Annotated in this window: 21 protein-coding genes; 12 read left to right on the top strand and 9 right to left on the bottom strand. The window is 72.0% G+C overall.

Annotated features, from left to right (window positions below):
• Positions 1-10 precede the first annotated feature (10 nt).
• A complete protein-coding gene (locus OHT74_RS35060) occupies positions 11-1,876 on the bottom strand; it encodes an ABC transporter ATP-binding protein (protein ID WP_328622433.1) in 1,866 nt (621 codons plus the stop codon).
• Positions 1,877-2,323: 447 nt separating this feature from the next.
• Here OHT74_RS35060 and OHT74_RS35065 point away from each other — a divergent pair, with 447 nt between their 5' ends.
• Complete coding sequence (locus OHT74_RS35065; protein ID WP_266670305.1) at positions 2,324-2,560, top strand: chaplin; 237 nt, start codon at positions 2,324-2,326, stop codon at positions 2,558-2,560.
• Positions 2,561-2,630: 70 nt separating this feature from the next.
• Here the strand turns inward: OHT74_RS35065 and OHT74_RS35070 are convergent, their stop codons facing one another.
• Together OHT74_RS35070 and OHT74_RS35075 are read right to left on the bottom strand one after the other, a co-directional pair.
• Positions 2,631-3,869, bottom strand: coding sequence for an MFS transporter (locus tag OHT74_RS35070; RefSeq protein ID WP_328622434.1), 1,239 nt, complete (start codon positions 3,867-3,869; stop codon positions 2,631-2,633).
• Complete coding sequence (locus tag OHT74_RS35075; RefSeq protein WP_328622435.1) at positions 3,866-5,239, bottom strand: GH1 family beta-glucosidase; 1,374 nt, start codon at positions 5,237-5,239, stop codon at positions 3,866-3,868. Before OHT74_RS35075 ends, OHT74_RS35070 begins: the two co-directional genes overlap by 4 nt.
• A gap of 162 nt (positions 5,240-5,401) precedes the next feature.
• Between OHT74_RS35075 and polX the strand changes: the two genes are divergently transcribed.
• Entirely contained in the window at positions 5,402-7,126 is a 1,725-nt protein-coding gene (polX, locus tag OHT74_RS35080; protein ID WP_328622436.1) for a DNA polymerase/3'-5' exonuclease PolX, read from the top strand.
• Between the two features lie 17 nt (positions 7,127-7,143).
• Here polX and OHT74_RS35085 read toward each other — a convergent pair whose 3' ends face one another.
• On the bottom strand, positions 7,144-8,658 hold the full coding sequence (locus OHT74_RS35085) for a monooxygenase (protein ID WP_328622437.1): 1,515 nt from the start codon (positions 8,656-8,658) through the stop codon (positions 7,144-7,146).
• Positions 8,659-8,722: 64 nt separating this feature from the next.
• Here OHT74_RS35085 and OHT74_RS35090 point away from each other — a divergent pair, with 64 nt between their 5' ends.
• Positions 8,723-9,418, top strand: a complete 696-nt coding sequence (locus OHT74_RS35090) for a TetR/AcrR family transcriptional regulator (protein WP_328622438.1) — start codon at positions 8,723-8,725, stop codon at positions 9,416-9,418.
• A 58-nt stretch (positions 9,419-9,476) separates the two neighbouring features.
• Here OHT74_RS35090 and OHT74_RS35095 read toward each other — a convergent pair whose 3' ends face one another.
• From OHT74_RS35095 to OHT74_RS35110, 4 genes are all read right to left on the bottom strand, one after another.
• The gene (locus OHT74_RS35095; RefSeq protein WP_266670317.1) at positions 9,477-9,692 is read right to left on the bottom strand and encodes a hypothetical protein; all 216 of its coding nucleotides are present in this window, start codon (positions 9,690-9,692) and stop codon (positions 9,477-9,479) included.
• Positions 9,689-10,105 (bottom strand): hypothetical protein, encoded by a 417-nt coding sequence (locus OHT74_RS35100; protein ID WP_328622439.1) that lies wholly within the window; start codon positions 10,103-10,105, stop codon positions 9,689-9,691. The genes OHT74_RS35095 and OHT74_RS35100 overlap by 4 nt, the downstream gene beginning before the upstream one ends.
• Positions 10,106-10,244: 139 nt before the next feature.
• Positions 10,245-11,690 carry a sensor histidine kinase gene (locus OHT74_RS35105; RefSeq protein WP_328622440.1) on the bottom strand — a complete coding sequence of 482 codons (1,446 nt, stop codon included), beginning with the start codon at positions 11,688-11,690 and terminating at the stop codon, positions 10,245-10,247.
• Complete coding sequence (locus OHT74_RS35110) at positions 11,687-12,403, bottom strand: response regulator transcription factor (protein WP_266670323.1); 717 nt, start codon at positions 12,401-12,403, stop codon at positions 11,687-11,689. The genes OHT74_RS35105 and OHT74_RS35110 overlap by 4 nt, the downstream gene beginning before the upstream one ends.
• A gap of 204 nt (positions 12,404-12,607) precedes the next feature.
• Between OHT74_RS35110 and OHT74_RS35115 the strand changes: the two genes are divergently transcribed.
• From OHT74_RS35115 to OHT74_RS35125, 3 genes are all read left to right on the top strand, one after another.
• Complete coding sequence (locus OHT74_RS35115) at positions 12,608-12,955, top strand: bifunctional 3-phenylpropionate/cinnamic acid dioxygenase ferredoxin subunit (RefSeq protein WP_267001701.1); 348 nt, start codon at positions 12,608-12,610, stop codon at positions 12,953-12,955.
• A complete protein-coding gene (locus OHT74_RS35120) occupies positions 12,952-14,136 on the top strand; it encodes an NAD(P)/FAD-dependent oxidoreductase (RefSeq protein WP_328622441.1) in 1,185 nt (394 codons plus the stop codon). Before OHT74_RS35115 ends, OHT74_RS35120 begins: the two co-directional genes overlap by 4 nt.
• Positions 14,137-14,264: 128 nt before the next feature.
• Positions 14,265-15,404, top strand: a complete 1,140-nt coding sequence (locus OHT74_RS35125) for an aromatic ring-hydroxylating oxygenase subunit alpha (protein ID WP_328622442.1) — start codon at positions 14,265-14,267, stop codon at positions 15,402-15,404.
• Between the two features lie 18 nt (positions 15,405-15,422).
• On the opposite strand, the gene OHT74_RS35130 is transcribed toward OHT74_RS35125, so the two are convergent.
• The gene (locus tag OHT74_RS35130; RefSeq protein ID WP_267001707.1) at positions 15,423-16,220 is read right to left on the bottom strand and encodes an IclR family transcriptional regulator; all 798 of its coding nucleotides are present in this window, start codon (positions 16,218-16,220) and stop codon (positions 15,423-15,425) included.
• Positions 16,221-16,386: 166 nt separating this feature from the next.
• Here OHT74_RS35130 and betA point away from each other — a divergent pair, with 166 nt between their 5' ends.
• The 6 genes from betA (at position 16,387) to OHT74_RS35160 (ending at position 24,815) form a co-directional block, all read left to right on the top strand.
• Positions 16,387-18,081: a choline dehydrogenase gene (gene betA / locus OHT74_RS35135; RefSeq protein ID WP_328622443.1), complete on the top strand. Its 1,695-nt coding sequence runs from the start codon at positions 16,387-16,389 to the stop codon at positions 18,079-18,081.
• An 11-nt stretch (positions 18,082-18,092) separates the two neighbouring features.
• Positions 18,093-18,977, top strand: coding sequence for a 5,10-methylenetetrahydrofolate reductase (locus OHT74_RS35140; protein WP_328622444.1), 885 nt, complete (start codon positions 18,093-18,095; stop codon positions 18,975-18,977).
• Positions 18,978-19,168: 191 nt separating this feature from the next.
• A complete protein-coding gene (locus tag OHT74_RS35145) occupies positions 19,169-20,638 on the top strand; it encodes an aldehyde dehydrogenase family protein (RefSeq protein WP_328622445.1) in 1,470 nt (489 codons plus the stop codon).
• Between the two features lie 28 nt (positions 20,639-20,666).
• Complete coding sequence (locus OHT74_RS35150; RefSeq protein ID WP_328622446.1) at positions 20,667-21,749, top strand: quaternary amine ABC transporter ATP-binding protein; 1,083 nt, start codon at positions 20,667-20,669, stop codon at positions 21,747-21,749.
• On the top strand, positions 21,749-23,773 hold the full coding sequence (locus OHT74_RS35155; protein WP_328622447.1) for an ABC transporter permease: 2,025 nt from the start codon (positions 21,749-21,751) through the stop codon (positions 23,771-23,773). Before OHT74_RS35150 ends, OHT74_RS35155 begins: the two co-directional genes overlap by 1 nt.
• Positions 23,774-23,795: 22 nt before the next feature.
• A complete protein-coding gene (locus tag OHT74_RS35160) occupies positions 23,796-24,815 on the top strand; it encodes an ABC transporter substrate-binding protein (RefSeq protein ID WP_328622448.1) in 1,020 nt (339 codons plus the stop codon).
• The last annotated feature ends 175 nt before the right edge of the window (positions 24,816-24,990 follow it).

Here is a 24,990-nt window from a genome sequence, read left to right on the forward strand (position 1 = left end):
ACCTTCGGGCTCACGACATGACCTTCAGGGGACCAACGGCCGTGACGGCGCCGGGCGCTCCGCCGTTCGCGCGGTGCAGGCGGGCGTAGGCGCCGCCCCGTACGAGGAGCTCCTCGTGCGTGCCGCATTCGACGACCCGGCCGCGGTCCAGTACCACCGTGCACGTCGCGTCGCGCACGGTGAGCAGGTTGTGCGAGATCACGACGGTGGTCCGCCCGGCCATCAGCCGGCGCAGCGGTTCCATGATCCGGCGGCCCGACTCGGCGTCCAGGCCGGTGGTCGGCTCGTCCAGCAGCAGTACGGGTGCGTCCCTGACCATCGCGCGGGCGATCGCCAGGCGCTGGGCCTGGCCGCCGGACAGCGTCCGGCCCCGCTGGCCGACCACGGTGTCGTAGCCCTCGGGGAGCAGCCGGATGAACCCGTCGGCGTCGGCCGCGCGGGCCGCCGCGACGATGTCCGCCTCCGTCGCGCCGGGCCGGCCGTAGGCGATGTTCTCCCGTACGGTGCCGTGGAAGACGAGCGTCTCCTGCAGCACGACCGCGACGTTCTCGCGCAGCTCGGACAGCTGCAGCTCCCGCAGATCGGTGCCGTCGAGGAGGACCGCCCCCTGGTCCGGGTCGTAGAAGCGCAGTTGCAGCTTCCCGACCGTGGACTTGCCCGCGCCGCTCGAACCGACCAGCGCCAGCGTCGTACCGGGCTCCACATGCAGCGACACGTCGCGCAGCGCCCACCGCGACGTGCCCGGATAGCGGAACGAGACGCCGCGGAACTCGACATCGCCCCGGGCGCGCCCGATCCTCCGGGCACGGGCGGCTTCCACCTCGACGACCTGGGGGCGCTGGTCGAGCAGTTCGATGATCCGCTCGGCCGACGCGGACGCCGCGTAGAACGTGGTCGTGAGCTGGGACAGGTCGCGGATCGGGCTGTAGAGCTTGCTCAACAGGGCGATGAAGACCAGCAGTCCGCCCAGCGTGAGCTGCCCCTGCGCGAGCTTCCACGTACCGAGGCCCATCACGGCCAGCGCGCCGGTCAGTTCGATCATCTCGACGATCGGTCCGTAGACGGAACGGATCCGGGCCGAGACCATTTCCGCGCGGAAGCGGCCCATGCTCTCGCGGGCGAACCGGCCTTCCTCCGTCGCCTGCCGGTTGTACGCCTGCACCAGCGCGATGTTGCCGAGCGACTCCTCGGCTATCGCGCTGATCGAGCCGCTGCGCCGGCGCCGCTCCCGTGACGCGGCCTTGACCAGCCGCGAGAAGCGCCGGGCCGAGGCCCAGAAGAGCGGCACGATGATCAGCGCGAGGAGGGTCAGGTCCCAGCTCAGGTAGAAGAGCAGGCCGAGGAAGACGCCCAACTGGATGACGTAGTAGAGGGCGTTGGCCACTCCGGAGAGGAGGAACGTCTCGATCGCGTCGACGTCGCCGGTGATGCGCGACAGTACGTCTCCCAGCCGCCGCCGTTCGAAGAATCCGAGTGAGAGCCCCTGGACGTGCCGGTAGACGTCCGAGCGCAGGGCCAGCAGGAAACGCTCGCCGACCCAGGTGGACATCACGTCGTCGGCGAACTCCAGAACGCCGGAGAAGATGACGAGCCCCAGGTAGGCGAGCGCGATCCAGAGGAAGGGGCGCAGATCGCGCGGAACGAGGACCTCGTCCACCACGATCTTGAAGAGCCAGATCTCGGCCGCGTCGATGAGGGGGCCGATCATGCTGAAGAGGAGGATCGGGACCAGCCAGCGCCGACCGCCTCGGGTGTAGGGCCAGAATCGCCGGAACGCCTCGCGCGGGGCGACCGGCGGCGCGGCGGCGACGACCGCATCGGGATCATCGGCGACCGACAGCAGCCGGTGCAGCGCATGCCACGCGACACGCCCCATGGAGGCATTCCTCAAGGATTGCCGGCTGGGCGGGTCAAGGAATGGGGTCCGCCCAGCCGTTCTCGGCGGTCAGCAGCCGTGACCGTGGTGGCCGTTGTTCCCGCGGTGGCCGTTGCCGGTGTTCCGGTGACGACGGTGACGGCGCCTGCCGGTGTTGTCGTCGCGCCCCGAGGTCATGTCCCTCTTTCCGTGACGGCGGTTTGCTGGGATGAGATGAGTGAAGATCGCCATGAGCTTTCCTCCTGGAGAGGCTTCTACAGGGCATACGGTCCAGAACGGCCGGGAGATTGCGTTTTCCGGAAAAACTCCTGATCTGCATCTCGTGGCATCGCATGGCACCCCGTGGCATCTCGCCGCGGACAGGGCCCACGGGTGGGTGAATCGGCCTGGTTCGGGTCGGGCTGGTATGGGATGGCCCGGCACACCCTCATTCGATGGGAGATCCACATGAAGATCCGTACCCTGGCCGTTGCGGCCTGCCTGGTCGTCGGTGCGACGCTGGGCGGGATCGGCAGCGCCTCCGCCGACGCCAAGGCCGAAGGCTATGCCATCGGCTCCCCGGGCTTCCTTTCCGGCAACGTGGTCCAGGTGCCGATCCACATCCCGATCAACATCTGCGGCAACAGCGTCAACATCATCGGGCTGCTGAACCCGACCGCCGGCAACGTCTGCGTCAACAACTGACACACCCCGCACGCGGTGTCACCGGATCCGTCCGGTGGCACCGCGTGTGTGACGGGACTGCCGCGTGGCGTCACGGGACCCCGCGGATGCGGCGGACCAGCACCGACCCCGCCAGCGCCAGAACCCCCGCGAGCGCGTACAGCGCGGTGTAGCCGCCGAAGTGGGTGACCACGGGCGCGGCGATCACCGGAGCCAGCACCTGGGGCAGCGCATTGGCGATGTTGATGACGCCGAGGTCCCGGCCCCGGTCCTCCGCCGTCGGCAGCACATCCGTCAGCAGGGCGAAGTCCACCGACGTGTAGACGCCGAACCCGACCCCGAGGACGAGCGAGGCGACGATCGCCCCCGTCCAGGTCTGCCAGAACGCGAGCAGCAGCGTTGCCGCCGAGATGACCAGCCCCGACCCGATGACGTAGACCTTCCTGCGGCCCGTACGGTCCGACCGGACGCCGCTGATCACCACCGTGGCCAGGAGGGTGAGCGCGTTGAGCGCCGTCAGGATCAGCACCCCCGTGTCCGCGTCGTCCTCGTAGTGCACGGCATCGGTCAGGTAGTACAGCAGGTACATCGTGCTGACGGAGTACGACAGGTTCATCAGGAAGCGCGTCAACCAGGCCCAGCCGAAGTCGGGATGGCGCCGCGGATCGATCCAGAAGCCGGCGAGGAAGGTCCGGCACCGGAAGGCGGGCCGGGCATCGGGCCACAGGCGCGTGTCGCGCCGCATCACCACGTACGGGACGGCCGCGAGCACCGAGAAGGCCGCGCACGCGAGGTACCCGGCGGTGATGCCGCCCGCGACCGTGGCCAGGGCCGTGCCGACCAGGATCCCGCCGACCTGGGAGACGCCGAGCCAGCCGCCGACCAGGCCGCGCCGGCGGGGCGGGACCTGGTCGGGCACGGCGGCGGTGAGGGCGGCGAACGCCGCGTTGAGCGCGAGCTGGACCAGGCACCAGCCCGCGATCACCCCGGCGACGCTCGAAGCCCGGGCGAGGACGAGCAACCCGGCGGCCCCGCCCGCAACTCCCGCCACCACCCAGGGGATCCGCCGGCCCGCCGGCGACGTCGTACGGTCCGACAGGGCCCCGAAGACCGGGTTGGCGACCATCGAGACCGCCGCTCCCACACCCGTCACGAGGGCGAGGGTGGACGCCTTGTGGTCCGGGGTGAGCTGCTGCGCCTGGCGGGCCAGGAGCAGTTGGAGCGGGCCGAACCAGCCGACCCAGACACCGAGATTCGCGAGGGACAGCGCACCGACCCAGCGCCCGCCGACGGGGCTTCCGGTCTCCTCGGCCGTCCGTCCGACGGTCATCTGCCGCCCTTGATCAGGTCGCGGTACCAGGCGTACGACTCCTTCGGGGTCCGCTCCAGCGTCTCGTAGTCGACGTGGACCAGCCCGAACCGCTGCCGGTACCCCTCCGACCATTCGAAGTTGTCGAGGATCGACCAGATGAAGTAACCGCGGACGTCGACGCCTTCCGTCATCGCCCGGTGCAGGGCGGCCGCATGGCCCTCGTGGTACGCGATCCGGCGCGCATCGGCGACCCGTCCCGTCGTGGGATCCGGCCCGTCCCCGTACGAGCAGCCGTTCTCGGTGATGTACACCGGCGGCAGCCGGTCGCCGTAGCGCTCGCGCAGGGAGACGAGCAGTTCGCGCAGCCCGTCAGGGACCACCGGCCAGCCGAAGTCGGTGTGCTCGTACCCCTCGATCGGCCGGATGCCGAAGGGGAGGTCCGCGGGTATCGCGATGCCGCCGAACTCGCCTGCCGGGGCGGCCGGTTGCGGGGCCCCTACGCGCATCGGGTTGTAGTAGTTGATCCCGTACCAGTCCAGCGGGGCCGAGATGGTCTTCAGGTCCTCCGCCACCGGGCCGGGCAGCAGTGCGGCCAGGCCCTCGTCCGGATACGCGCCGGTCAGGACGGGGTCGGCGAAGAGGCGGTTCGTGAGCGTGTCGTACAGCTCGGCGGCGGCGCGGTCGGCCTCCCCGTCGCTCGCGGCCCACACGGGGCTGTGCGAGGCGGCGATGCCGATCTCGCGGGCGCCCGCCGCACGCAGGGCCTGTACGCCCAGCCCGTGGGCCAGGAGCTGGTGGTGCGCCGCGGGCAGGGCGTCGAAGACGAGACGCTTGCCGGGCGCGTGCTCGCCGAGGCCGTATCCGAGGAGGGTGACCTCGGCGGGCTCGTTGATGGTGATCCACATCGGGACACGGTCGGCGAGCCGCTGCGCGACGACCGAGGCGTACGCCGCGAACCGTTCGGCGGTGTCGCGGCTGAGCCAGCCGCTCTTCTCCTCGAGGGCCAGCGGGGTGTCCCAGTGGAAGAGGGTGGGCACCGGGGCGATGCCGGCGGCGCAGAGCTCGTCGACCAGCCGGTCGTAGAAGTCCAGCCCCTTGCGGTTGACCTGCCCGTGGCCGTCCGGCAGGACCCGCGACCAGGACACCGAGAACCGGTAGGCGCCGACGCCGAGTTCGGCCATCAGGGCCACGTCCTCGCGGTAGCGGCGGTAGTGGTCGGTGGCCACGTCCGCGTGCGAGCCGTCTCGGATGCGCCCCGGCTCCTTGGTGAAGGCGTCCCAGGAGGAGGGGCCCCGGCCGTCGGCGGTGGGGGAGCCTTCGATCTGGAAGGCCGAGGCGGAGACGCCCCAGAGGAAATCGGCGGGGAACGCGGGTACGGGCGCTGTCATGCGGGCTCGCTTCGGTCGCAGGTGCATCGCTGACGGCACACTTTTGGGCCCCGGAGCCCGCCCTGTCAATGGAAAGTGAACAATCCTCAACTTCTATCGCGGGGTGGTGGCAGCCGTGGGACGGAACGCGCCGGGCCCGGGTGCAGGGGGCACCCTGGAGGTATGCCCAGGGCCAACGAGCAGGTCGAGGCACTGCTCCAGGAGTACGCCGACCTGATCGCGATCAGCGGCGGCGACGCCTTCAAGGCGCGCGCGTACGAGAAGGCCGCCCGCGCCATCGGCGGCCACCCGGCCGATGTCGCGCAGCTCGACGCCAAGGGCCTGCGGGAGATCCCGCACGTGGGCAGGTCCATCGCGGACAAGATCGTGGAGTACCTGAGCACCGGGCACGTCCCGGACATCGAGGCGAGCCGGGCCGCCGTCCCGGCCGGGGTGCGGACACTGACCGCCATCCCCGGGCTCGGGCCCCGCAAGGCCCTCGTCCTGTACGAGGAGCTGGGCATCTCGTCCGTCGAGCAGCTGGAGGACGCCATCCGCGAGGAGCGGCTGCGCGACCTGAAGGGGTTCGGCGAGCAGACCGAGCAGAACATCCTGCACGGCATTTCCGTACTCCGGAACGCCGACGGCCGCATCCTGCTCGGCGCCGCGATGGACATCGCCGAGCAGATCGTCGCCGAGATGGCCCGCATCCCGGGGTGCGTGCGGTGCACGTACGCGGGCTCGCTGCGCCGGATGCGCGAGACGATCGGCGACATCGACATCCTGGTGGCGGCCGACCGGTCCGCACCGTTCATGACGGCCCTTGCCGAGCTCCCGTCTGCGGCCGAGGTCATCGCGCACGGGGCGAAAAAGACCTCCATCCGGACCGGCGCCGGCCTCCAGGTCGATCTGCGCGTCCTGCCGCCGGCGTCCTGGGGAGCAGGGCTGCAGTACTTCACCGGCTCGAAGGCGCACAACATCCGCACCCGCGCGCTGGCGGTGCGCCAGGGTCTCAAGCTCTCCGAGTACGGGCTCTTCGACGCCGAGAGCGGCAAGAACCTCGCCTCGGAGACGGAGGAGGAGATCTACGCCCGGCTCGGCCTGCCCTGGATCGCGCCGCCGCTGCGGGAGGACCGCGGGGAGATCGCGGCCGCGCTGCGGGGCGAACTCCCCGACCTCGTGGCCGAGGGCGACATCCGGGGGGACCTGCACACCCACACGGACCTCACCGACGGCCTCGCCTCCCTGGAGGACATGGTGGCCGCCGCTGCCGCCCGCGGCTACGCGTACTACGCGGTCACCGACCACGCGCCGGACCTCGCCATGCAGCGCATGACGCAGGAGAAGATCCTGGCGCAGCGCGAGCAGGTACGGGCACTGGACCGCACGGTGCACGGGATGCGGCTGCTGCACGGCACGGAACTCAACATCGGCCCGGACGGCGGCCTGGACTGGCCCGACGGGTTCCTCGCGGACTTCGACCTGTGCGTGGCCTCCGTACACTCCCACTTCGGTCAGAGCCGGGCTGCCATGACCCGGCGCTTCATCCGGGCCTGCGAAAACCCGAACGTCGCCGTCATCGGCCACCCCACCACCCGGCGGATCGGCCGGCGCCCCGGTGTGGACGCCGACTTCGACGCGGTCTTCGAGGCCTGCGCGCGGACGGGAACGGCCCTGGAGATCAACGCGCATCCGGAGCGGCTCGACCTGCGCGACGAGGACATCCTGCGCGCGAAGAGCCACGGGGTGAAGTTCGCGGTGAACTCGGATGCGCACGCGACCACGCACCTGCCGTACCTGCGGTACGGGGTGGGCACGGCGCAGCGCGGCTGGCTGGCGAAGGACGATGTCATCAACACCTGGCCCTGGGCCCGCTTGCGCCGGTTCCTGCAAGGGAAGCGGGCCTGACACCCCCGCTCGGTTGCTCACGGCTTCCCGGCCCAGGCGGCCAGTGCGTGGTACCGCTCGGTACGGCGGACCGCGGCGTCGGTGGTCCGGGTGGCCCAGGCGATGTGGCCGTCGGGGCGTACCAGGACTTCGGCCACCCCGTCGAGGCCGGGGTGGCCGCGGTGGCCAGTGGTGGTGACGGCGGTGATCCGGTCGGCCCATCCGCCGTCGCCGCCCGCGTCGCCATCGACGTCGAAGTCCTGCTCCTCGGCCAGGTTCAGCAGGACGAAGCGGCCCGCGTGGAGCAGCTCGTACGCCCGGGACGCCGTGGAACCGGCGATGCTCAGCGCGATGTCGGGCATCCGGGCGCCCACCAGCGGATCGGCGCCGGGGTCGGCGGCCGGGTAGCCGACGCCGAGTGCGGAGACCAGCCCGGCGAGCCGGCGGTTGACCTCCTTGATGCCGAGCAGGTCCTCGAGCAGCTTCCGCAGGGCCGCGGCGGGCCGCTGGTACGAGGGGACCAGCGTCAGCTCTGCCAGCAGGGTCTGGACCTCGGTGTTCTCGGTGACCGCCAGGCCCACCGGATGCCGCTCGTCGTGGTAGGTGTCGAGGAGCCCCGGCGGCGCCCACCCGTGGATCTCGGCGGCCAGCTTCCAACCGAGGTTCATGGCGTCCTGGAGCCCGGTGTTGAGCCCTTGGCCGGCCGCGGGGAAGTGGATGTGCGCGGCGTCCCCCGCCAGCAGGACGCGGTCGGACCGGTAGCGCTCGGCGAGCCGGGTGGCGTTCCCGAAGCGGGACAGCCAGCGGGGCCGGTCGATCCCGCAGTCGCTCCCGCAGATTCGTATCAGCGAGTCGCGGAACTCCTCGAGGGTGACCGGCTCGCCGGCCGGCGTCCGCATCCGCTCCGGATCGATGAGGACGAACCGGGTCAGGCCACCCTCCAGCGGGACGGCCAGCACGCCCTTGGCCCGCGCCCGCCCGAGGCTGTCCGGGTCGGCCACCGTGAAGTCGCCGAGGATCCCGGTCAGCGTTTCCGCGGTTCCCGGGAAGTCGATGCCGGCCTCCTGCCGCACGATGCTCCGCCCGCCGTCGCAGCCGGCCACGTAGCGGGCGCGTACGGTCTCCAGCCCGGCGGGACCGCGTACGTCGGCCTCCACGCCGTCCCGGTCCTGGCGCAGCCCGGTGGTTTCGTACCCGCGGCGGATCTCCACGCCGAGCTCGCGCGCCCGCTCCTCCAGCAGGGCCTCGGTACGCGCCTGGGCCAGGAACAGGGTGTACGCGTGGCGCGAGTCGAGGGCGCCGAAGTCCAGCTGGGTGTCCAGGCCGGCGAAATGCCAGCCGGGCACGGTCCGGCCGAGTGTGAGGAACCGGCCTGCCAGCCCCCGCTGGTCCATCAGCTCGATGCTGCGCGGATGCAGGGTCAGCGCCCGCGAATCCTGCTGCGGGGCGTCCCGCCGCTCCACGACTCGGGTCCGTACGCCGGCCAGCGCGAGCTCGCAGGCGAGCATCAGCCCGGTCGGGCCCGCGCCCACGACGATCACATCGGTGTCCATCGGCAACCTCTCCCCTAATTAGTGAACAGTGTTCACGTGAACGATGTTCACTATAGTGGGGTCCATGAGCTCACCGTCAACCCCGCCGCCCGCCGGCGCCGCCCGCCCGAGCCGGGGCCGGCCCCCGCGGCTGGACCAGGCCCGCACCGTCGAGGCCGCCCTGGTGCTGCTGGACGAATCCGGCCTGGACGCGCTCACCATGCGGCGGCTGGCCGACGCGGTGGGCGTCCAGGCCGGGGCGCTCTACCGCCACTTCGCCACCAAGCAGGACCTGCTGACCGCCATGGCCGAACGGATCCTGGCGGGCTGCGCGACCCCGCCGCCGGACGCCGACTGGAGCGGACGGCTGACCGCCCTGGCCCGCGGTATGCGTACGGCACTGCTCGCCCACCGCGACGGCGCACGGGTCTACGCGGGAACCCACTCGACCGGACCGAACACCCTCGGCTTCGCCGAGACCCTCATCGGGGTCCTGCGCGAGGCGGGCTTCGGCCACGAGGACGCGGCGCGCACCGCGCTGACCGTCGTCCACTTCACGGTCGGCCACACCCTCGAGGAGCAGGCCGCCCTGCAGCCCGGAGACCAGGGGCCCGCGGACCCCGAGCAGCTGCGGGAGGCGGTGACGGCAGCCCGGTTCCCGCACCTCAGCGCGGCCCTGCCCGTGCTCACCAGCACCGACTTCACGGCCCACTTCGAGTTCGGTCTGGGCCTGCTGCTCCAAGGCCTGCGCGCACTGCACCGGCCCGGGCCCGCTGCGTAAACGGATCCGGCCTGCCCCCGAGGACCGGGGGCAGGCCGAGACGTGCGTGTGGGGTGGGTCAGTTGTTCTGGGCGGCGTCCGAATCCGCCTGGGCCGCCGCGCTCTCGGCATCGTCCAGCTTCTGCTGCATCTCCTTGGCCCGGGCGTCGTCGGAGCTCACGGACTGCGTGTCCTGGGGCTGGGCCTTCGCGCCGGGCATGCAGCCGGTGAGCAGCAGTGCGGCCGCCGTGATCAGAGTGGCGAGACCCGCGGCGGCGCGGCGGGGCACGGTCACTTGGACCCCTGGGCGGAGCACCAGGTGCTGACGGCCTTCAGGTCGTCCTGCCGCTTCTGAAGGGTGGGCAACAGGCTCTTGCGGAAGGTCAGACGGTCGTTGAGGTAGGTGTGGACCTCGGTGTGGCCGGCGGTCTGGGCGTTGGTGACGCGCTGCTCGAGCCGCGCGACGGAGCCGAGGACGGTGACGTCGCCGTTGAGGCGGTTGATCGCCGCGCTGACGCGGGTCTCCGTCTTCGGCAGGCGCTTGCAGATCGCCTTGGCGCCGTCGCCCTCCGGCGCGGACTTGGCCGACTTCGGGGCGGCGGGGGCGGGGCTGCCGCCATCGGCCTGGGCGGGGGCGGCGGAGAGCAGTGCGCCGGCCAGCGCCATGGCGCCGATCGCGGCAGCGGCGGTCCTACGGTTCGGGAGCATGGCTGAATCCCCTTCGGTGCGAACGGGCCGGCTCACAGGCGGCCGACCGGTCAGGACGGTAGGAGGTGTCTTTGTGGAATCCTTGTGAGTCCACAGGAGCGCCCCCCGTGAGGCCCCGGCCCGGCCGGTTCGCCTCCGCTCAGTCCCCCCGGGAGATCCAGTCGCGGCGCCTCGGCAGTCGCAGGGTCGGGGCGTCCGCGGCCGACAGCGGCAGGTGCACCTCGAGGCGGGTGCCCGTGCCGCCGGGCGGCGTCCCGATGGTGACCGTGCCCTGGTGCAGCGCGACCTGCTGGGCGACGAGCGTCAGCCCGAGCCCGGAGCCGGGGCTGCCCGGGCGGTGGTGGAACCGCCGGAAGACGGCTTCCCGCTCGCCGGGCGGGATGCCGGGCCCCGCGTCGTCCACGGTGAGCACGGCGAACTCGCCCTCCGCGCGCAGCCGTACCGCGATCCTGGACGGCTCGTCCGGCAGGTGTCCGTGCACCACCGCATTGCCCAGCAGGTTGGCGAGCAGGATGGCCAGCCCGGTATCCCATCCGAACACCCGCAGCTCCGGCGGGAGTTCGACTTCGAGCCGGGCCGCGGGATGGCGGCGGGCGGTCTCGCCGACGACCGTGTCCACCAGCTCGGAGAGGTCGATCGGGGCGAAGGCGGACACCTCCACCAGATCGCCCCGGGCGAGCATCCGCAGGGCCGTGAGCAGGTCCAGCAGCCGGGCGTGGTCGCTCTGCAAGTCCCGTACGATCTCGGCCCGTTCGGCGGGGGAGAGGTCGGGATGGGCGGCGAGGACGTCCAGGTCCGTCCGCATGCTCATCAGCGGTGTGCGCAGCTCGTGCGAGGCGGCGGAGGAGAAGGAGCGGGCGGTGTCGAGCGCCTGCGCCGTCCGGGCGGCCTGCTCCTCGTACCGGGCCAGCAACTGGCCGATGGCGGTGGACAGTTCGTCCACCTCGGCGATGTTCACCGGCGCGGTGGCGAAGGCGGCCGCGCCCGCCCCCGGGTCGAGTTCGGCGGCTCGGCGGCTCAGCCTCCGTACGGAGGCGGTGGCGCGTCCGGCCAGCCCGTACGCGAGCAGCCCGGAGACCGGCGCCGCCAGCAGGGCGACCAGCAGGACCCGGCGGCGCACGGCGACGACCTGCGGGTCAGCGGCCGAGGCCGGGGTGAACAGCCAGAACGTGCCCGGCGCCGGCCCGGCCACCGGGACGGTCAGCACCCGCCAGGCGTGTCCCTTGGCCCGGACGGTGACGGGGCCGGCCGGGGTCCGCTCGGGCAGCTGTACCGGGTCGGCGGGCTGCGGTCCGCCCTCCAGGACGACCGTTCCGTCCGTGGTCCGTACCCGGATCCCGGCGTCGAGGACATCGCCGAGGACCTTGCGATGCTGGTTCTGCTCGGCCTTCGGCCGCCCGTTCAGGTCGGCCGTGAGCATCGCCTTGACGTCCGGGAGGACGGCCGAGGCCCGGTCCTGCAGCCGGGTGTCCTGCTGCTGGTGCAGATCGCGGCTGACCAGTCCGAGCACCAGCAGGCCCGCGGCGAGCACCAGCAGGGGCACCACCACGGTCACCGAGAGCGCGATACGGGTGGCGAGCTTCACGAGCCGCTCCGGGCCTCGGGGACGCGCAGGACGAAACCGACCCCGCGCACGGTGTGGATCAGGCGCGGGCGCCCGCCCTCCTCCAGCTTGCGGCGCAGATAGCTGACGAAGGTGTCGACGGCGTCGCTGCGCACCTCGAAGTCGTAGCCCCACACCCGGTCCAGCAGCTGGTCCCTCGTGAGGACGATCCCCGCGTTGCGCACCAGCTGGACCAGGAGCTCGAACTCGCGCCGGGTGAGGTGGAGTTCGGCGCCCTCGTGGCGTACCTGCCGGCTGGCCCCGTCGATCACCAGCGGGCCGGCGCGCAGTACGTCCGAGGCAGGGGCCTGCGCCGGCCGGCGCCGCAGCAGGGCGTGCAGGCGCAGCACGAGCTCTTCCAGGGCGAAGGGTTTGACCAGGTAGTCGTCGGCCCCGGCCTGCAGCCCTGCGATGCGGTCCGTGACCTCGTCGAGGGCCGACAGCATCAGGACGGGAGTCTCGTCGCCCCGGGCGCGCAGGCTGCGGCAGACCTCCGTGCCGGTCAGACCGGGCATCGACACGTCGAGTACGAGGACGTCCGGGGCCTGGCCGGTGAGCAGGCCCAGCGCGGCGGGCCCGTCCTCGGCGAGGACCACTTTGAAGCCGCTCAGCCGCAGCCCGCGCTCCAGCGAGCGGCGGATGGCGGCGTCGTCGTCCGCCACCAGTACCAGTCCGGTGGATGTGCTGCCGGTCACACTGCCCTCCTCGCGCGCGACCCCGTCGGAGGCCGGGCGCCGACCCTCTCACGGCCGCCGGACCGCCCGGAAGCCGGGGTGCGGGGCGACCGTTCGGCCCCTCCCCTCCCGATGTCGTGAATCCTTCCTTGACAGGGTAGAGGGGCGCCCTCACACTGACGTTGCGTTCACCGCAATCCGTTTCGCTATACGCACCGAGGTGTCATGAAGATTCCCGTGTGCCGACTCGCCGATCTCCCGCGAGGCGAGGCCTGCAGACTCGATTCCGATCCTCCGATCGCGGTGTTCCATACCGAGGACGGCGAGGTGTACGCCATCGACGACACCTGCACCCACCAGGACGCCTCGCTGTCGGACGGCTGGCTCGAGGGGTGCGAGGTCGAATGCCCCCTGCACGCCTCGAAGTTCGACCTGCGCACCGGCAGCGTCGACTCCCCGCCGGCCAAGCGCCCCGTCCGCACCCACCAGGTCCTCGTCGAGGACGGCATGGTGTACGTCCTGCCGTCCCCGACGCCCTGTGCGGCCGTCCACCGGGCGGAAGGCCGCGCGTGAAGACCGTGGCCGTCGTCGGCGCCTCGCTGGCCGGCCTGTCCGCGGCCCGCTCGCTGCGGGAGCAGGGCTACGACGGGCGGCTCGTCCTCATCGGCGGCGAACCCCACCGCCCTTACGACAGGCCCCCGTTGTCGAAGGAGTTCCTCGCCGGCGAGATCGACGAGGACGCACTCGCCCTCGAAGCGGAGGGCGAGGACCTCGCGGCCGTGTGGGAGCTCGGCGTGCGAGCCGTCGGGCTCGACACCGGCTCGTGGGCCGAGCATCACGTACGGCTCGCCGACGGCCGGTCGGTCCGGGCCCACGGCATCGTGATCGCGACCGGGGCCGCCGCCCGGACCCTGCCCGGGAGCGAGCGCCTCGACGGAGTGCACGTCCTGCGCACCCTGGACGATGCCCGCGCGCTGCGGGCGGATCTGGCCCGCGGCGGCCGGCTGGTGGTCGTCGGCGGCGGATTCATCGGAGCGGAGGTCGCGTCCACCGCGCGGCGGCTCGGCCTCGACGTCACCGTCGTGGAGGCCGCGCCCACACCGCTGGCCGGCCCGCTCGGTACGGAGATGGGCTCCCTCGTCTCCCGGCTGCACGCCGACCACGGCGTCCGCCTGCTGTGCGGAACGGGCGTACGCGCACTCGCCGGTACGGGGAGGGTCGAGGCCGTCGTACTCGAAGACGGCCGCCGCCTCGACGCCGACACCGTGGTCGTCGGAGTGGGCGCCCGCCCGTGCACCGACTGGCTGGCGGGGTCCGGGCTGGACCTGGACGACGGCGTACGGTGCGATGCGGCCGGCCGTACGAACATCCCCGGCATCGTCGCCATCGGGGACTGCGCGGCCTGGTACGAGCCCGCGGTCGGTGCCCACCGCCGGGTCGAGCACTGGACCGGCGCGCGGGAGCGCCCGGCCGCGGCGGTCGCCGCCCTGCTCTCCGGAGGGCAGGGCGTGCCGGAGGCGCCCCGGCCCCCGTACTTCTGGTCCGACCAGTACGGGACCCGGATCCAGTTCGCCGGGTACGCCGCGGAGGCCGACAGCGTCACGGTCGAGGAGGGCGTGGCGGCCGACCGCAGCTTCCTCGCCGTCTACCGGAGCGCGGGCCGACCGGTCGCGGTGCTCGGCCTGAACCAGACGCGGCTGTTCACCCGGTGGCGGCGCCGGCTGGCCACCGCCGAGGCCCGGACGGCCGGTTGACCCACGGCGGGTCCTGATCCGACGCCCCGACGCCCCGACCCGACGCCCCGACCCGACGCCCCTACGCGCCGCCCCGCTGCCCACCGACGCCCCGACGCCCGAACCACGACGTTCCGCGAGGAGTGCACGTGACCACGACCGGCCTGCCGGAAAGCCTGATCGCCACCCTCCCCGGCGACCACTACACCGCCCCGGACATCTTCCGGCTGGAGCAGGAGCGCATCTTCGAGACGATGTGGTTCTGCGTGGGGCGCTCGTCCGAGCTGGCCAAGCCGGGCGCCTTCCGGACGGTGGACGTCGGCCGCGAGAGCATCCTGGTGACGCGAGCGCGCGACCACGCGATCCGCGCCTACTTCAACGTGTGCCGGCACCGCGGCGCGAAGCTGTGCACGGAGCAGACCGGCGAGGTCAGGCGGGCGTTCCAGTGCCCGTACCACGCCTGGACGTACGACCTCGACGGCAAGCTCATCGCCGCCCCCAACCTCACGAAGATGCCCGACGTCGGCCGGACCGAGTTCGGGCTGGCGCCCGTGCCCGTACGGGAATGGCTCGGGTACGTCTGGGTCTGCCTCGCGGACAGCCCGCCCTCCTTCGAGGAACAGGTCATGGGCGCGGCCGTCGAGCGGCTCGGCGACGCGGAGTCCATCGAGCGGTACGGCATCGAGGACCTGGAGGTCGGACGGCGGATCGTCTACGACGTCAAGGCGAACTGGAAGCTCATCATCGAGAACTTCATGGAGTGCTACCACTGCGCCACGATCCACCCCGAACTCACCGAGGTGCTCCCGGAGTTCGCCGGCGGCTATGCGGCGCAGTACTACGTCGGACACGGCGCCGCCTTCGGCGAGGGCATCCAGGGCTTCACGGTCGACGGCTCGGAGGGCCTCGGCCGGATCCCCACCGTCTCGCCGGACCAGGACCGCAAGTACTACGCGATCACCGTGCGGCCGCAGGTCTTCATCAACCTCGTGCCGGACCACGTGATCTTCCACCGGATGTACCCGGTCGCGGCCGACCGAACGATCGTCGAATGCGACTGGCTCTACCTCAAGGACGTGGTGGAGAGCGGCAAGGACGTCAGCCGCTCCGTCGAGCTCTTCGACCGGGTCAACCGGCAGGACTTCGACGCCTGCGAGCGCTGCCAGCCCGCGATGAGCTCACGTATGTACGCCAAGGGCGGCGTGCTGGTGCCCAGCGAGCACCACATCGGAGCGTTCCACGACTGGGTCCTGGACCGGCTGGGCACCGGGCACGAGCAGCCGCGGTAGAGCCGTCGAAGCGGACGCTCAGCCCAGGTGGCCCATGCGGTGGCTGATCTCCTGCGCGCCCTTCAGCAGCAGCGGCGCCAGCTCGTGCATGCGCTCCTCGGTGAAGCGGTAGCTCGGCCCCGATGCGCTGATCGCCGCGATGACCATGCCGTCCCGGTCGCGGATCGGGGCGGCCATGGCGTGCAGCCCGATCTCGTACTCCTCGAACGTCATGGCGTACCCGCGGTCCAGGGACGCGACGAGGTTCTTCTCGAGCTTCGTCCGGGCCGTCAGGGTGCTCGGCGTGTACTTCTTCAGGCCTGCCTCCGCCAGCAGCTGCACGCGCTGCTTCGCCGGGAGGTGGGCGAGGAGCACCTTACCGCTGGAGGTGGCGTGCAGCGGGGTCAGCTGGCCGACCCAGTTGTGCGCCGTGACCGCGCCCGGACCGCGCACCTGGCAGAGGTTGATCGCGTACTGCTCCTCCAGGATCGCGATGTTGACCGTCTCGCCGAGCTCCTCGGCCAGCCGCTCGCACACCGGGCGGCCCACCTGGGTGATGTCGATCCGCCCGGTGACCGCGCCCGCCAGCCGCACGATGCCGAAGCCGAGCCGGTACTTGCCGCGATCGGTGGCCTGTTCGACGAGGCCGCGCGCCTCCAGCGCGCCGAGCAGCCGGAACGCCGTCGACTTGTGGACGTCGATCTCCGCCGCCACCTCGCTGACGCCCGCCTCGCCGCGCTGGGCGAGGATCTCCAGCACGCTGACGGCGCGGTCGACGGACTGCACCCCGCCCGCCGGCGCGCCCGCGGTTTCGGTGGCTGCCTCGTAGTTGCTCATGGCGAAACTATACGCGCCGTCATCAACAGCAGGCCGGGGCGAGCCGAGGCCGAAAAGTTGCGCGGAACGCAACCTGGTGCGCCTGGCGATACCCGTACTAGCATGCGCCGCATCTTGACGGCTGGGGGCAGCCCTCGGCCGGAGACGACGGAGGGACGAGACTCCGATGGTGCCCCAGCATTACGACTTCGTCATCGTCGGCGGCGGCTCGGCCGGCAGCGCCCTCGCGAACCGGCTCTCCGCGGATCCCGGCAACCGCGTCCTGGTCCTCGAAGCCGGCCGCCCCGACTACCCGTGGGACGTCTTCATCCACATGCCCGCGGCGCTCACCTTCCCCATCGGCAGCCGCTTCTACGACTGGAAGTACGAGTCCGAGCCCGAGCCGCACATGCACGGGCGGCGCATCTACCACGCCCGCGGCAAGGTGCTGGGCGGGTCGAGCAGCATCAACGGCATGATCTTCCAGCGCGGCAACCCCCTCGACTACGAGCGCTGGGCCGCCGACCCCGGCATGGAGACCTGGGACTACGCGCACTGCCTGCCGTACTTCAACCGGATGGAGAACTGCCTGGCCGCGGACCCGGAGGACGAGTTCCGCGGCCGCTCGGGACCCCTCGTCCTGGAGCGCGGCCCGGCATCCAGTCCCCTTTTCCCGGCCTTCATGGAGGCGGTCCGGCAGGCCGGGTATCCGCTGACCGACGACGTCAACGGCTACCGGCAGGAGGGATTCGCGGCCTTCGACCGCACCGTCCACCGAGGGCGGCGGCTGTCCGCCGCCCGGGCCTACCTCCACCCGGCCATGAAGCGGCCGGGCCTCGACGTGCGGACCAGAGCCTTCGTGACGCGGATCCTCTTCGAGGGCAAGCGCGCCGTCGGCGTCGAGTACCGCCGCGGCCGCGGGGCGCCCCGGCAGGTACGGGCCGGCGAGGTGATCCTGTCCGGCGGCGCGATCAACTCCCCGCAGCTGCTCCAGCTGTCCGGGGTCGGCAACGCCGACGAGCTGCGGGCCCTGGACATCGATGTCGTCCACGACCTGCCGGGCGTGGGGGAGAACCTCCAGGACCACCTGGAGGTGTACGTCCAGTACGCCTGCAAGCAGCCGGTCTCGATGCAGCCCTACCTGAAGTGGCGCCACCGGCCCTGGATCGGCCTGCAGTGGCTCTTCCGCAGGGGCCCCGGCGCGACCAACCACTTCGAGGCCGGCGGTTTCGCGCGGAGCAACGAGGACGTCGCGTACCCCAACCTGATGTTCCACTTCCTGCCCGTCGCGGTCCGCTACGACGGCTCCGCGCCCGTCGGGGGCCACGGCTACCAGGTGCACGTCGGCCCGATGTACTCCGACGCCGTCGGCTCGGTCAAGATCAGGAGCAAGGACCCCCGGGTGCACCCGGCGCTGCGGTTCAACTACCTCTCCACCGAGCAGGACCGCCGCGAGTGGGTCGAGGCGGTCCGGACCGCCCGCACCATCCTCGGCCAGGCGGGACTGGCCCCGTACAACGACGGCGAGATCTCGCCCGGGCCGGAGATCGAGACCGACGAGCAGATCCTCGACTGGGTGGCCAGGGAGGGCGAGACCGCGCTGCACCCGTCCTGCACCGCCAGGATGGGCACCGGCGAGGGGGCGGTCACCGATCCGGCGAGCCTGCGCGTGCACGGTCTGGAGGGGCTGCGCGTCGTGGACGCCTCCGTGATGCCCTACGTGACGAACGGGAACATTTACGCACCCGTCATGATGGTGGCCGAGAAGGCCGCCGATCTCATCCTGGGCAACGAGCCGCTGTCGCCGTCCAAGGCCGAGTTCTACCGGCACCACCGCCTCCGCAGTGAGGCAGAGCAGGGGCAGTGCCCCGGCCACACCTGAGGAGGAGCGGCATGTCCGCCCGGCCCACGCCGTATCCCGAACGCCCCGTACAGGCCCCGGTCACCGGGGGCGGCTTGGCCGAGCTCCTGCGCAGGGTCCGCTACGAGGTCCTGCCGGCGAAGGCGACCGAGGACAAGGTCCTGGCACACGTTCCGGCGGACGTGCCCGTCACGGTCACCGCCTCCCCGGCCAAGGGCCTCGGCCCGACGCTGGACCTCGCCACCCGCCTGGCCGGGCACGGCTACCGGGTCGTCCCGCACGTCCCGGCCCGGCAGATCGCCGACGCCGGCCACCTCGCGGACATCGTGGACCGGCTCGTCGCCGCCGGCATCGAGGACGTCTTCGTACCGGCCGGCGACGCCGACCCGCCGGCCGGGGCGTACGACGCGGCCCTGCCCGTCCTGCGCCGGCTCGGCGAGCTGGGCAATCCGTTCGCGCACGTGGGCATCACGGGCTACCCGGAGAGCCATCCCCTCATCGACGACGACGTCACCGTCCAGGCGATGTGGGACAAGCAGCCGCACGCGACGTACATCGTCAGCAACCTGTGCTTCGACCCGGCGACCCTGCGGCAGTGGCTCGGGCGGGTACGGCGCCGGCAGATCGTGCTGCCCGTGCACGTCGGGGTCGCAGGGCCCGTCGAGCGCGCGAAGCTGCTGTCCATGGCCACGAAGATCGGCGTGGGGGAGTCGGCCAAGTTCCTCACCCGGCACCCCTCGTGGTTCCTGCGCTTCGCGGCGCCCGGCGGCTACAACCCGGAGCGGCTGCTGCGCCGCAGCGCCCCCGCGCTGGGTGCGCCCGAGGCCGCGGTGGCCGGGCTGCACCTGTTCACGTTCAACCAGATCGCCGAGACCGAGCGATGGCGCCGCGCGATGCTGGAGCGCATCGGCGGCTGACCCGCTGACCCGCTGACCCGCTGACCGGGAACGGCTGAACGGCTGAGCGGGGCGCCGCACAACCGCCGTGCCCGGGCACCCGTCCCCTTGACGTACCGCACCCCGTGGGCGATCGTGTCGTTCCATTCCGAGCAATACGATGCGCAATACGCAACTCGCATACCGGTGTTATCCGGATGGAGGCTCCGCGCGTGGCAGATCTGTACGTCGGTGGGAAGTGGCGCGAAGCGGTGGCGGGCGGCCGTCGGGACATTCACTGCCCCGCCGACGGCGCGCTCGTACGGACCGTGTCCGAAGCGACGCGGGCCGACACCGAAGCCGCCATCGCCGCAGCGCGCAGCGCCTTCGACGAGGGTCCGTGGCCGCGCACACCCGAGCGGGAGCGCGGCGCGCTGCTGCTGCGCACCGCCGAGGTGCTGGAGCGGGGGGCGAAGGAGTTCGCCCGCGCCGAATCCCTCGACACCGGCAAGCGCCTGGTGGAGAGCGAGTACGACATCGCCGACGTCGTGGCCTGCTTCCGGTACTTCGGCGGGATCGCGGGCACCAGCGCGGGCCGGGTGGTCGACACGGGCCGCGAGGACGCCGTCAGCCGGGTCGTGTACGAGCCGGTCGGGGTGTGCGGGCTGATCACCCCGTGGAACTACCCGCTGCTCCAGGCCGCGTGGAAGGTCGGGCCCGCCCTCGTCGCCGGCAACACCCTGGTCCTCAAGCCCAGCGAGCTCACCCCGTCCACCTCGATCCTGCTCATGCGCGCGCTGGAGGACGCCGGACTGCCCGCCGGCGCGGCCAACCTCGTACTGGGAGCGGGGGCCGAGGCCGGCGCGCCGCTCGCCGAGCACCCGGGCGTGGACGTGGTCTCCTTCACCGGCGGCCTCGAGACGGGCAAGCAGGTCATGGCGGCCGCCGCGGCGACCGTGAAGAAGGTCGCGCTGGAACTGGGCGGCAAGAACCCCAACGTGGTCTTCGCCGACGCCGACTTCGAGGCGGCCGTGGACTTCGCCCTGACCGCCGTCTTCCTGCACTCCGGGCAGGTCTGCTCGGCCGGCGCCCGCCTGATCGTCGAGGACCCGCTGCACGACGCCTTCGTCGACGAGCTCGTACGCCGCGCCCGCACCATCCGGCTGGGCGGCCCCTTCGACCCCGCCGCCGAGACCGGGCCGCTGATCTCCGCCGCCCACCGGTCCAAGGTCGAGGAGTACGTCGCGGCGGGCCTCGCCGAGGGTGCCGTACTGCGCTGCGGGGGCCGGCGCCCCGATGACCCCGCGCTCGCCGGAGGCTTCTACTACCCGCCGACCGTGCTCGACGCGTGCCGCCCGGACATGCGTGTCGTACGGGAGGAGTCCTTCGGCCCGGTGCTCACCGTCGAGCGGTTCTCGGGCGAGGACGAGGCCGTACGGATCGCGAACGACACGGAGTACGGGCTCGCCGGGGCGGTGTGGACCCAGGACGCGGGCAAGGCCCAGCGCGTCGCCCGGCGGCTGCGGCACGGCACGGTCTGGATCAACGACTACCACCCCTACGTACCTCAGGCCGAATGGGGCGGCTTCGGGCACTCGGGTGTCGGCCGCGAGCTGGGCCCGACCGGCCTGGACGAGTACCGCGAACCCAAGCACATCTGGCAGAACATCCAGCCCAGGGCACAGAACTGGTTCCGCGGCTGAACCGGTGCCATCCGAAGAGAGGCCGACAGTGACCGCAACGAAGACAGAACTGCCGTCGCAGCGCGGCGCGTCCGGGGACGGGACCCCCGTGATCTCCGTCCGCGGACTGTGGAAGGTCTTCGGGCCCAAGGCGGCGCGGGTGCCGGACTCGCCCGAGCTGTGCGCCCTCTCGCGCCGCGAGCTCATGGAGCGAACCGGCTGCACCGCGGCCGTACGGGACGTGGCCTTCGACGTGTCGCCCGGCGAGGTCTTCGTGGTCATGGGCCTGTCCGGCTCCGGGAAGTCGACGCTGGTGCGCTGTCTGACCCGGCTGATCGAGCCGACGGCCGGCGAGCTCGTCTTCGAGGGCGAGGACATCCGCGCTGCCGATCAGAAGAGGCTGCGCGAGCTGCGGCGGCGCAAGTTCGCCATGGTCTTCCAGCACTTCGGGCTGCTGCCGCACCGCCGGGTCCTGGACAACGTGGCGTACGGGCTGGAGATCCGCGGCGTCGGCCGGGCCGAGCGCACCCGGCGTGCCATGGAGGTGGTCGAGCTGGTCGGCCTCGCCGGGAACGAGCACTCCTACCCCGACCAGCTCTCCGGCGGCATGCAGCAGCGGGTCGGGCTGGCCCGCGCCCTCGCCGGGGACCCCGACGTGCTCCTCTTCGACGAGCCGTTCTCCGCGCTCGACCCGCTGATCCGCCGGGACATGCAGAACGAGGTCGTCCGGCTGCACCGCGAGGTCGGCAAGACGATGGTGTTCGTCACCCACGACCTGTCCGAGGCGCTGAAGCTCGGCGACCGCATCCTCATCATGCGCGACGGCCGTACGGTCCAGTGCGGTACGGGCGACGAGCTGGTGGGCGCGCCCGCCGACGACTACGTCCGGGACTTCGTGGCGGACGTGCCGCGCTCGCGCGTGCTCACCCTGCGCTGGATCATGCGCCCGGCCCGCCCCGACGATGCACTCGACGGACCGGAGCTCGGCCCGGACACCGTCGTCCGCGAGGCGACGCGCGCCGTCCTCGCGGCGGACCGGCCCGTGAAGGTCGTCGAGAACGGACGGCTGCTGGGCGTCGTCGGCGACGAGGAGATCCTCGCGGTCGTCGCCGGCCCGGAGGGCGGTGTCTGATGGCCGTCCTGGCAACGGCGGCCGCGCGGCGCGCGCCCGTACGCGGCGGGCGCGCACTGGTCGCGGCCGCAGTTCTCGTCGGGTGGGTCGTGCTGTGGCTCGCCCTGCGCGGCATCCACACCCTTCCCCTCGGCACCGCCGAACTGACGCCGCTCCACCGGCGGTTCAACGAGATCAACGACGCCGTGGGGGCCGGCCGCAACAGCAACCCGGTCTTCCTCTACGTCTTCAACGAGATCCGGCTGGTCATCGACAACCTGGTCACCTTCCTCCAGGCGCTCGTCGCGCAGCCGTCCTACGGCCGCCCGGTCCCGGTGGTCGGCTGGCTGGGCGTCGTCGCTCTCGTCGGATACGTCTCCTGGGTGTTCGGGAACGTACGGGTGGCGGCCCTGGCCGTCGCCGGATTCGTGCTCTTCGGCCTCCAAGGGCTGTGGCGCGAGAGCATGGACACGCTCGCCCTGACCGTGGCGGCCGTCCTCGTCTCGCTGCTCATCGGCATTCCGCTCGGTGTCTGGGCCGGGCTGTCGGACCGGGTGCACCGCCTGGCCACCCCGGTGCTCGACTTCATGCAGACGATGCCGACCTTCGTCTACCTGGCCCCGCTGACACTGTTCTTCCTCATCGGCCCGGCGTCCGCCACGATCGCCACGCTGGTCTTCGCGACCCCGCCCGCCGTACGCATCACCGCCCACGCGATCCGTTCCGTCCCCGCCACCACGGTCGAGGCGGCTGAGTCGCTCGGCGCGACCCGGCGCCAGACGCTCGCCACGGTGCTGCTGCCGATGTCGAAGCGGACCGTCGTGCTCGGCGTGAACCAGACCATCATGGCCGCGCTGTCCATGGTCACCATCGCCGCCCTCATCGACGCGCCCGGGCTGGGCAAGACCGTCGTCAAGGCGCTGGAGACGCTCGACGTGGGCACGGCGTTCAACGCCGGCCTGGCCATCGTCGTACTGGCCATCGTGCTCGACCGCGTGACCACCGCGGCGAGCGAGCGAACCGCGACGGGGGTCCCCCCGGCCGAAGGCCGGGGGAGGGTGGAGGACGCCAGGCGCCGCGGCAGGCGCGCGGCGCGGTGGCGCCGCCCCCTGGTCCTCACCGGCGGCGTGCTCACCGCCGTGTGCATCTGGCTCTCCCACACCTACGTATGGGCGGCGCAGTTCCCGGCCGGCTCCGGTGTCGGCGGGGCGATCGCCCGTACGGCGGACTCCGCCACCGCCTGGGCGCAGGGCAGCTTCTCCGGTGTGACGGGCGGTCTGCGCGACGTGGTCACCACCCTGCTGCTCAACCCCTTCGAGGCGCTGCTGACCGGCTCCCCGTGGTGGCTGGTCGGCGCGGTCGTGGTGGCCCTCGGCGCGCTGTTCGGCGGCCGGCGTGCGGCGGCCACCGCCGCGGTGTGCGTGGCGCTCATCGTCGGCACGGGCCTGTGGCGGGACAGTATGACGACGCTGGCCTCCACCGTGGCCGCCACGGTCATCGTCCTGGCCCTCGGCGTCGTGGTGGGCGTGTGGATGGGGCGCAGCGCCCTGGCCGACCGGCTGATCCGGCCCGTGCTCGACGCGGGCCAGACGATGCCCGCGTTCGTCTATCTGGTGCCGTTCCTGGCCCTGTTCGGCGCGAGCCGGTTCACGGCGATCGTGGCGGCGATCGTCTACGCGGCCCCGGTGACGGTGAAGATCATCGCGGACGGGGTGCGAGGCGTGCCGCAGAGCACGGTGGAGGCGGCGGTGTCGGCCGGCTCCAGCACCTGGCAGATCATTACGAAGGTCCAGCTCCCGATGGCCCGCGGAGCCCTCGCGCTCGCCACGAACCAGGGGCTGATCTACGTCCTGTCGATGGTCGTCGTCGGCGGGCTGGTCGGGGCGGGCGCCCTCGGCTACGACGTCGTGGCGGGCTTCTCGCAGGGCCAGTTGTACGGCAAGGGGCTGGCGGCGGGCCTGGCCATCGTGCTGCTCGGGGTCATGTTCGACCGGATCACCCAGGCGGCGGCGCACCGGGCGGCAACAGCCCCCGGCGGGCGCTGAGGCGGAAGAAGGGGCAGGACACATGACAGGGAACCTCAACACAGGGCCGGCGGCGCAGCGGCGCCCGGCACGGAAGCGGGCGGCGCTGGCCGGTCTGTCGGCGCTGGCCCTCGCGCTCGCCGGATGCAGCGGCGCGAAGGTCGGCGAGGCGGGCGCGGGGCCCTCGGGCGGCGGCGGCAGCGCAGGGAAGTGCGGGTCCTTCAACCTCGCCGTCAACCCGTGGGTCGGGTACGAGGCCAATGCGGCGGTCATCGCGTACGTCGCCAAGAAGGACCTCGGATGCGAGGTGACCAAGAAGGACCTCAAGGAAGAGGTCGCCTGGCAGGGGTTCGGCACCGGCGAGGTCGATGCGATCGTCGAGAACTGGGGCCACCCGGACCTGAAGAAGAAGTACATCGAGCAGCAGCAGACGGCCGTCGCCGCCGGGGAGACGGGCAACAAGGGGGTCATCGGCTGGTACGTCCCGCCGTGGCTGGCGGAGAAGTACCCGGACATCACCAACTGGCAGAACCTCAACAAGTACGCGGACCAGCTCAAGACCTCGGAGTCCGGAGACAAGGGCCAACTGCTCGACGGGGACCCGTCGTTCGTCACCAACGACGGCGCCCTGGTGAAGAACCTGAACCTCGATTTCAAGGTGGTCTACTCGGGGAGCGAGGCCGCGCTGATCCAGGCGTTCCGCCAGGCCGAGGCAAAGAAGACGCCCGTCATCGGCTACTTCTACGAGCCGCAGTGGCTGTTCTCCGAGCTGAAGCTCGTCAAGGTGGAGCTGCCGGAGTACAAGGCGGGCTGCGACGACGACCCCGAGAAGGTGGCCTGCGACTACCCCGTCTACGCGCTGGACAAGATCGTCAGCAAGAAGTTCGCCGATTCGGGCAGCCCGGCCTACCAGCTCGTGAAGAACTTCAGCTGGTCGAACGAGGACCAGAACCTCGTGGCGAAGTACATCGCGCAGGACAAGCTGTCGCCGGAGGACGCCGCCAAGAAGTGGGTGGATGCCAACCGCGCGAAGGTCGACGCCTGGCTCGGGAAGAAGAGCTGATCCGGCCCCCTGTTCCCGAGTGCCGCACCGTGCCCGGCGGGCTGCTTCGACAGCCCGCCGGGCACGGCCGTTTCCCCCCTCTGCGCCGGCGAGTTGCGTCGCAATCGATCCTCTTGACACCGCCGGGGACGACCGGCAGTGTGAGTTGCGCAACCTGCACCACGTTGCGCTGACA

It is taken from the genome of Streptomyces sp. NBC_00354, from assembly GCF_036106915.1.
Taxonomy (GTDB): domain Bacteria; phylum Actinomycetota; class Actinomycetes; order Streptomycetales; family Streptomycetaceae; genus Streptomyces.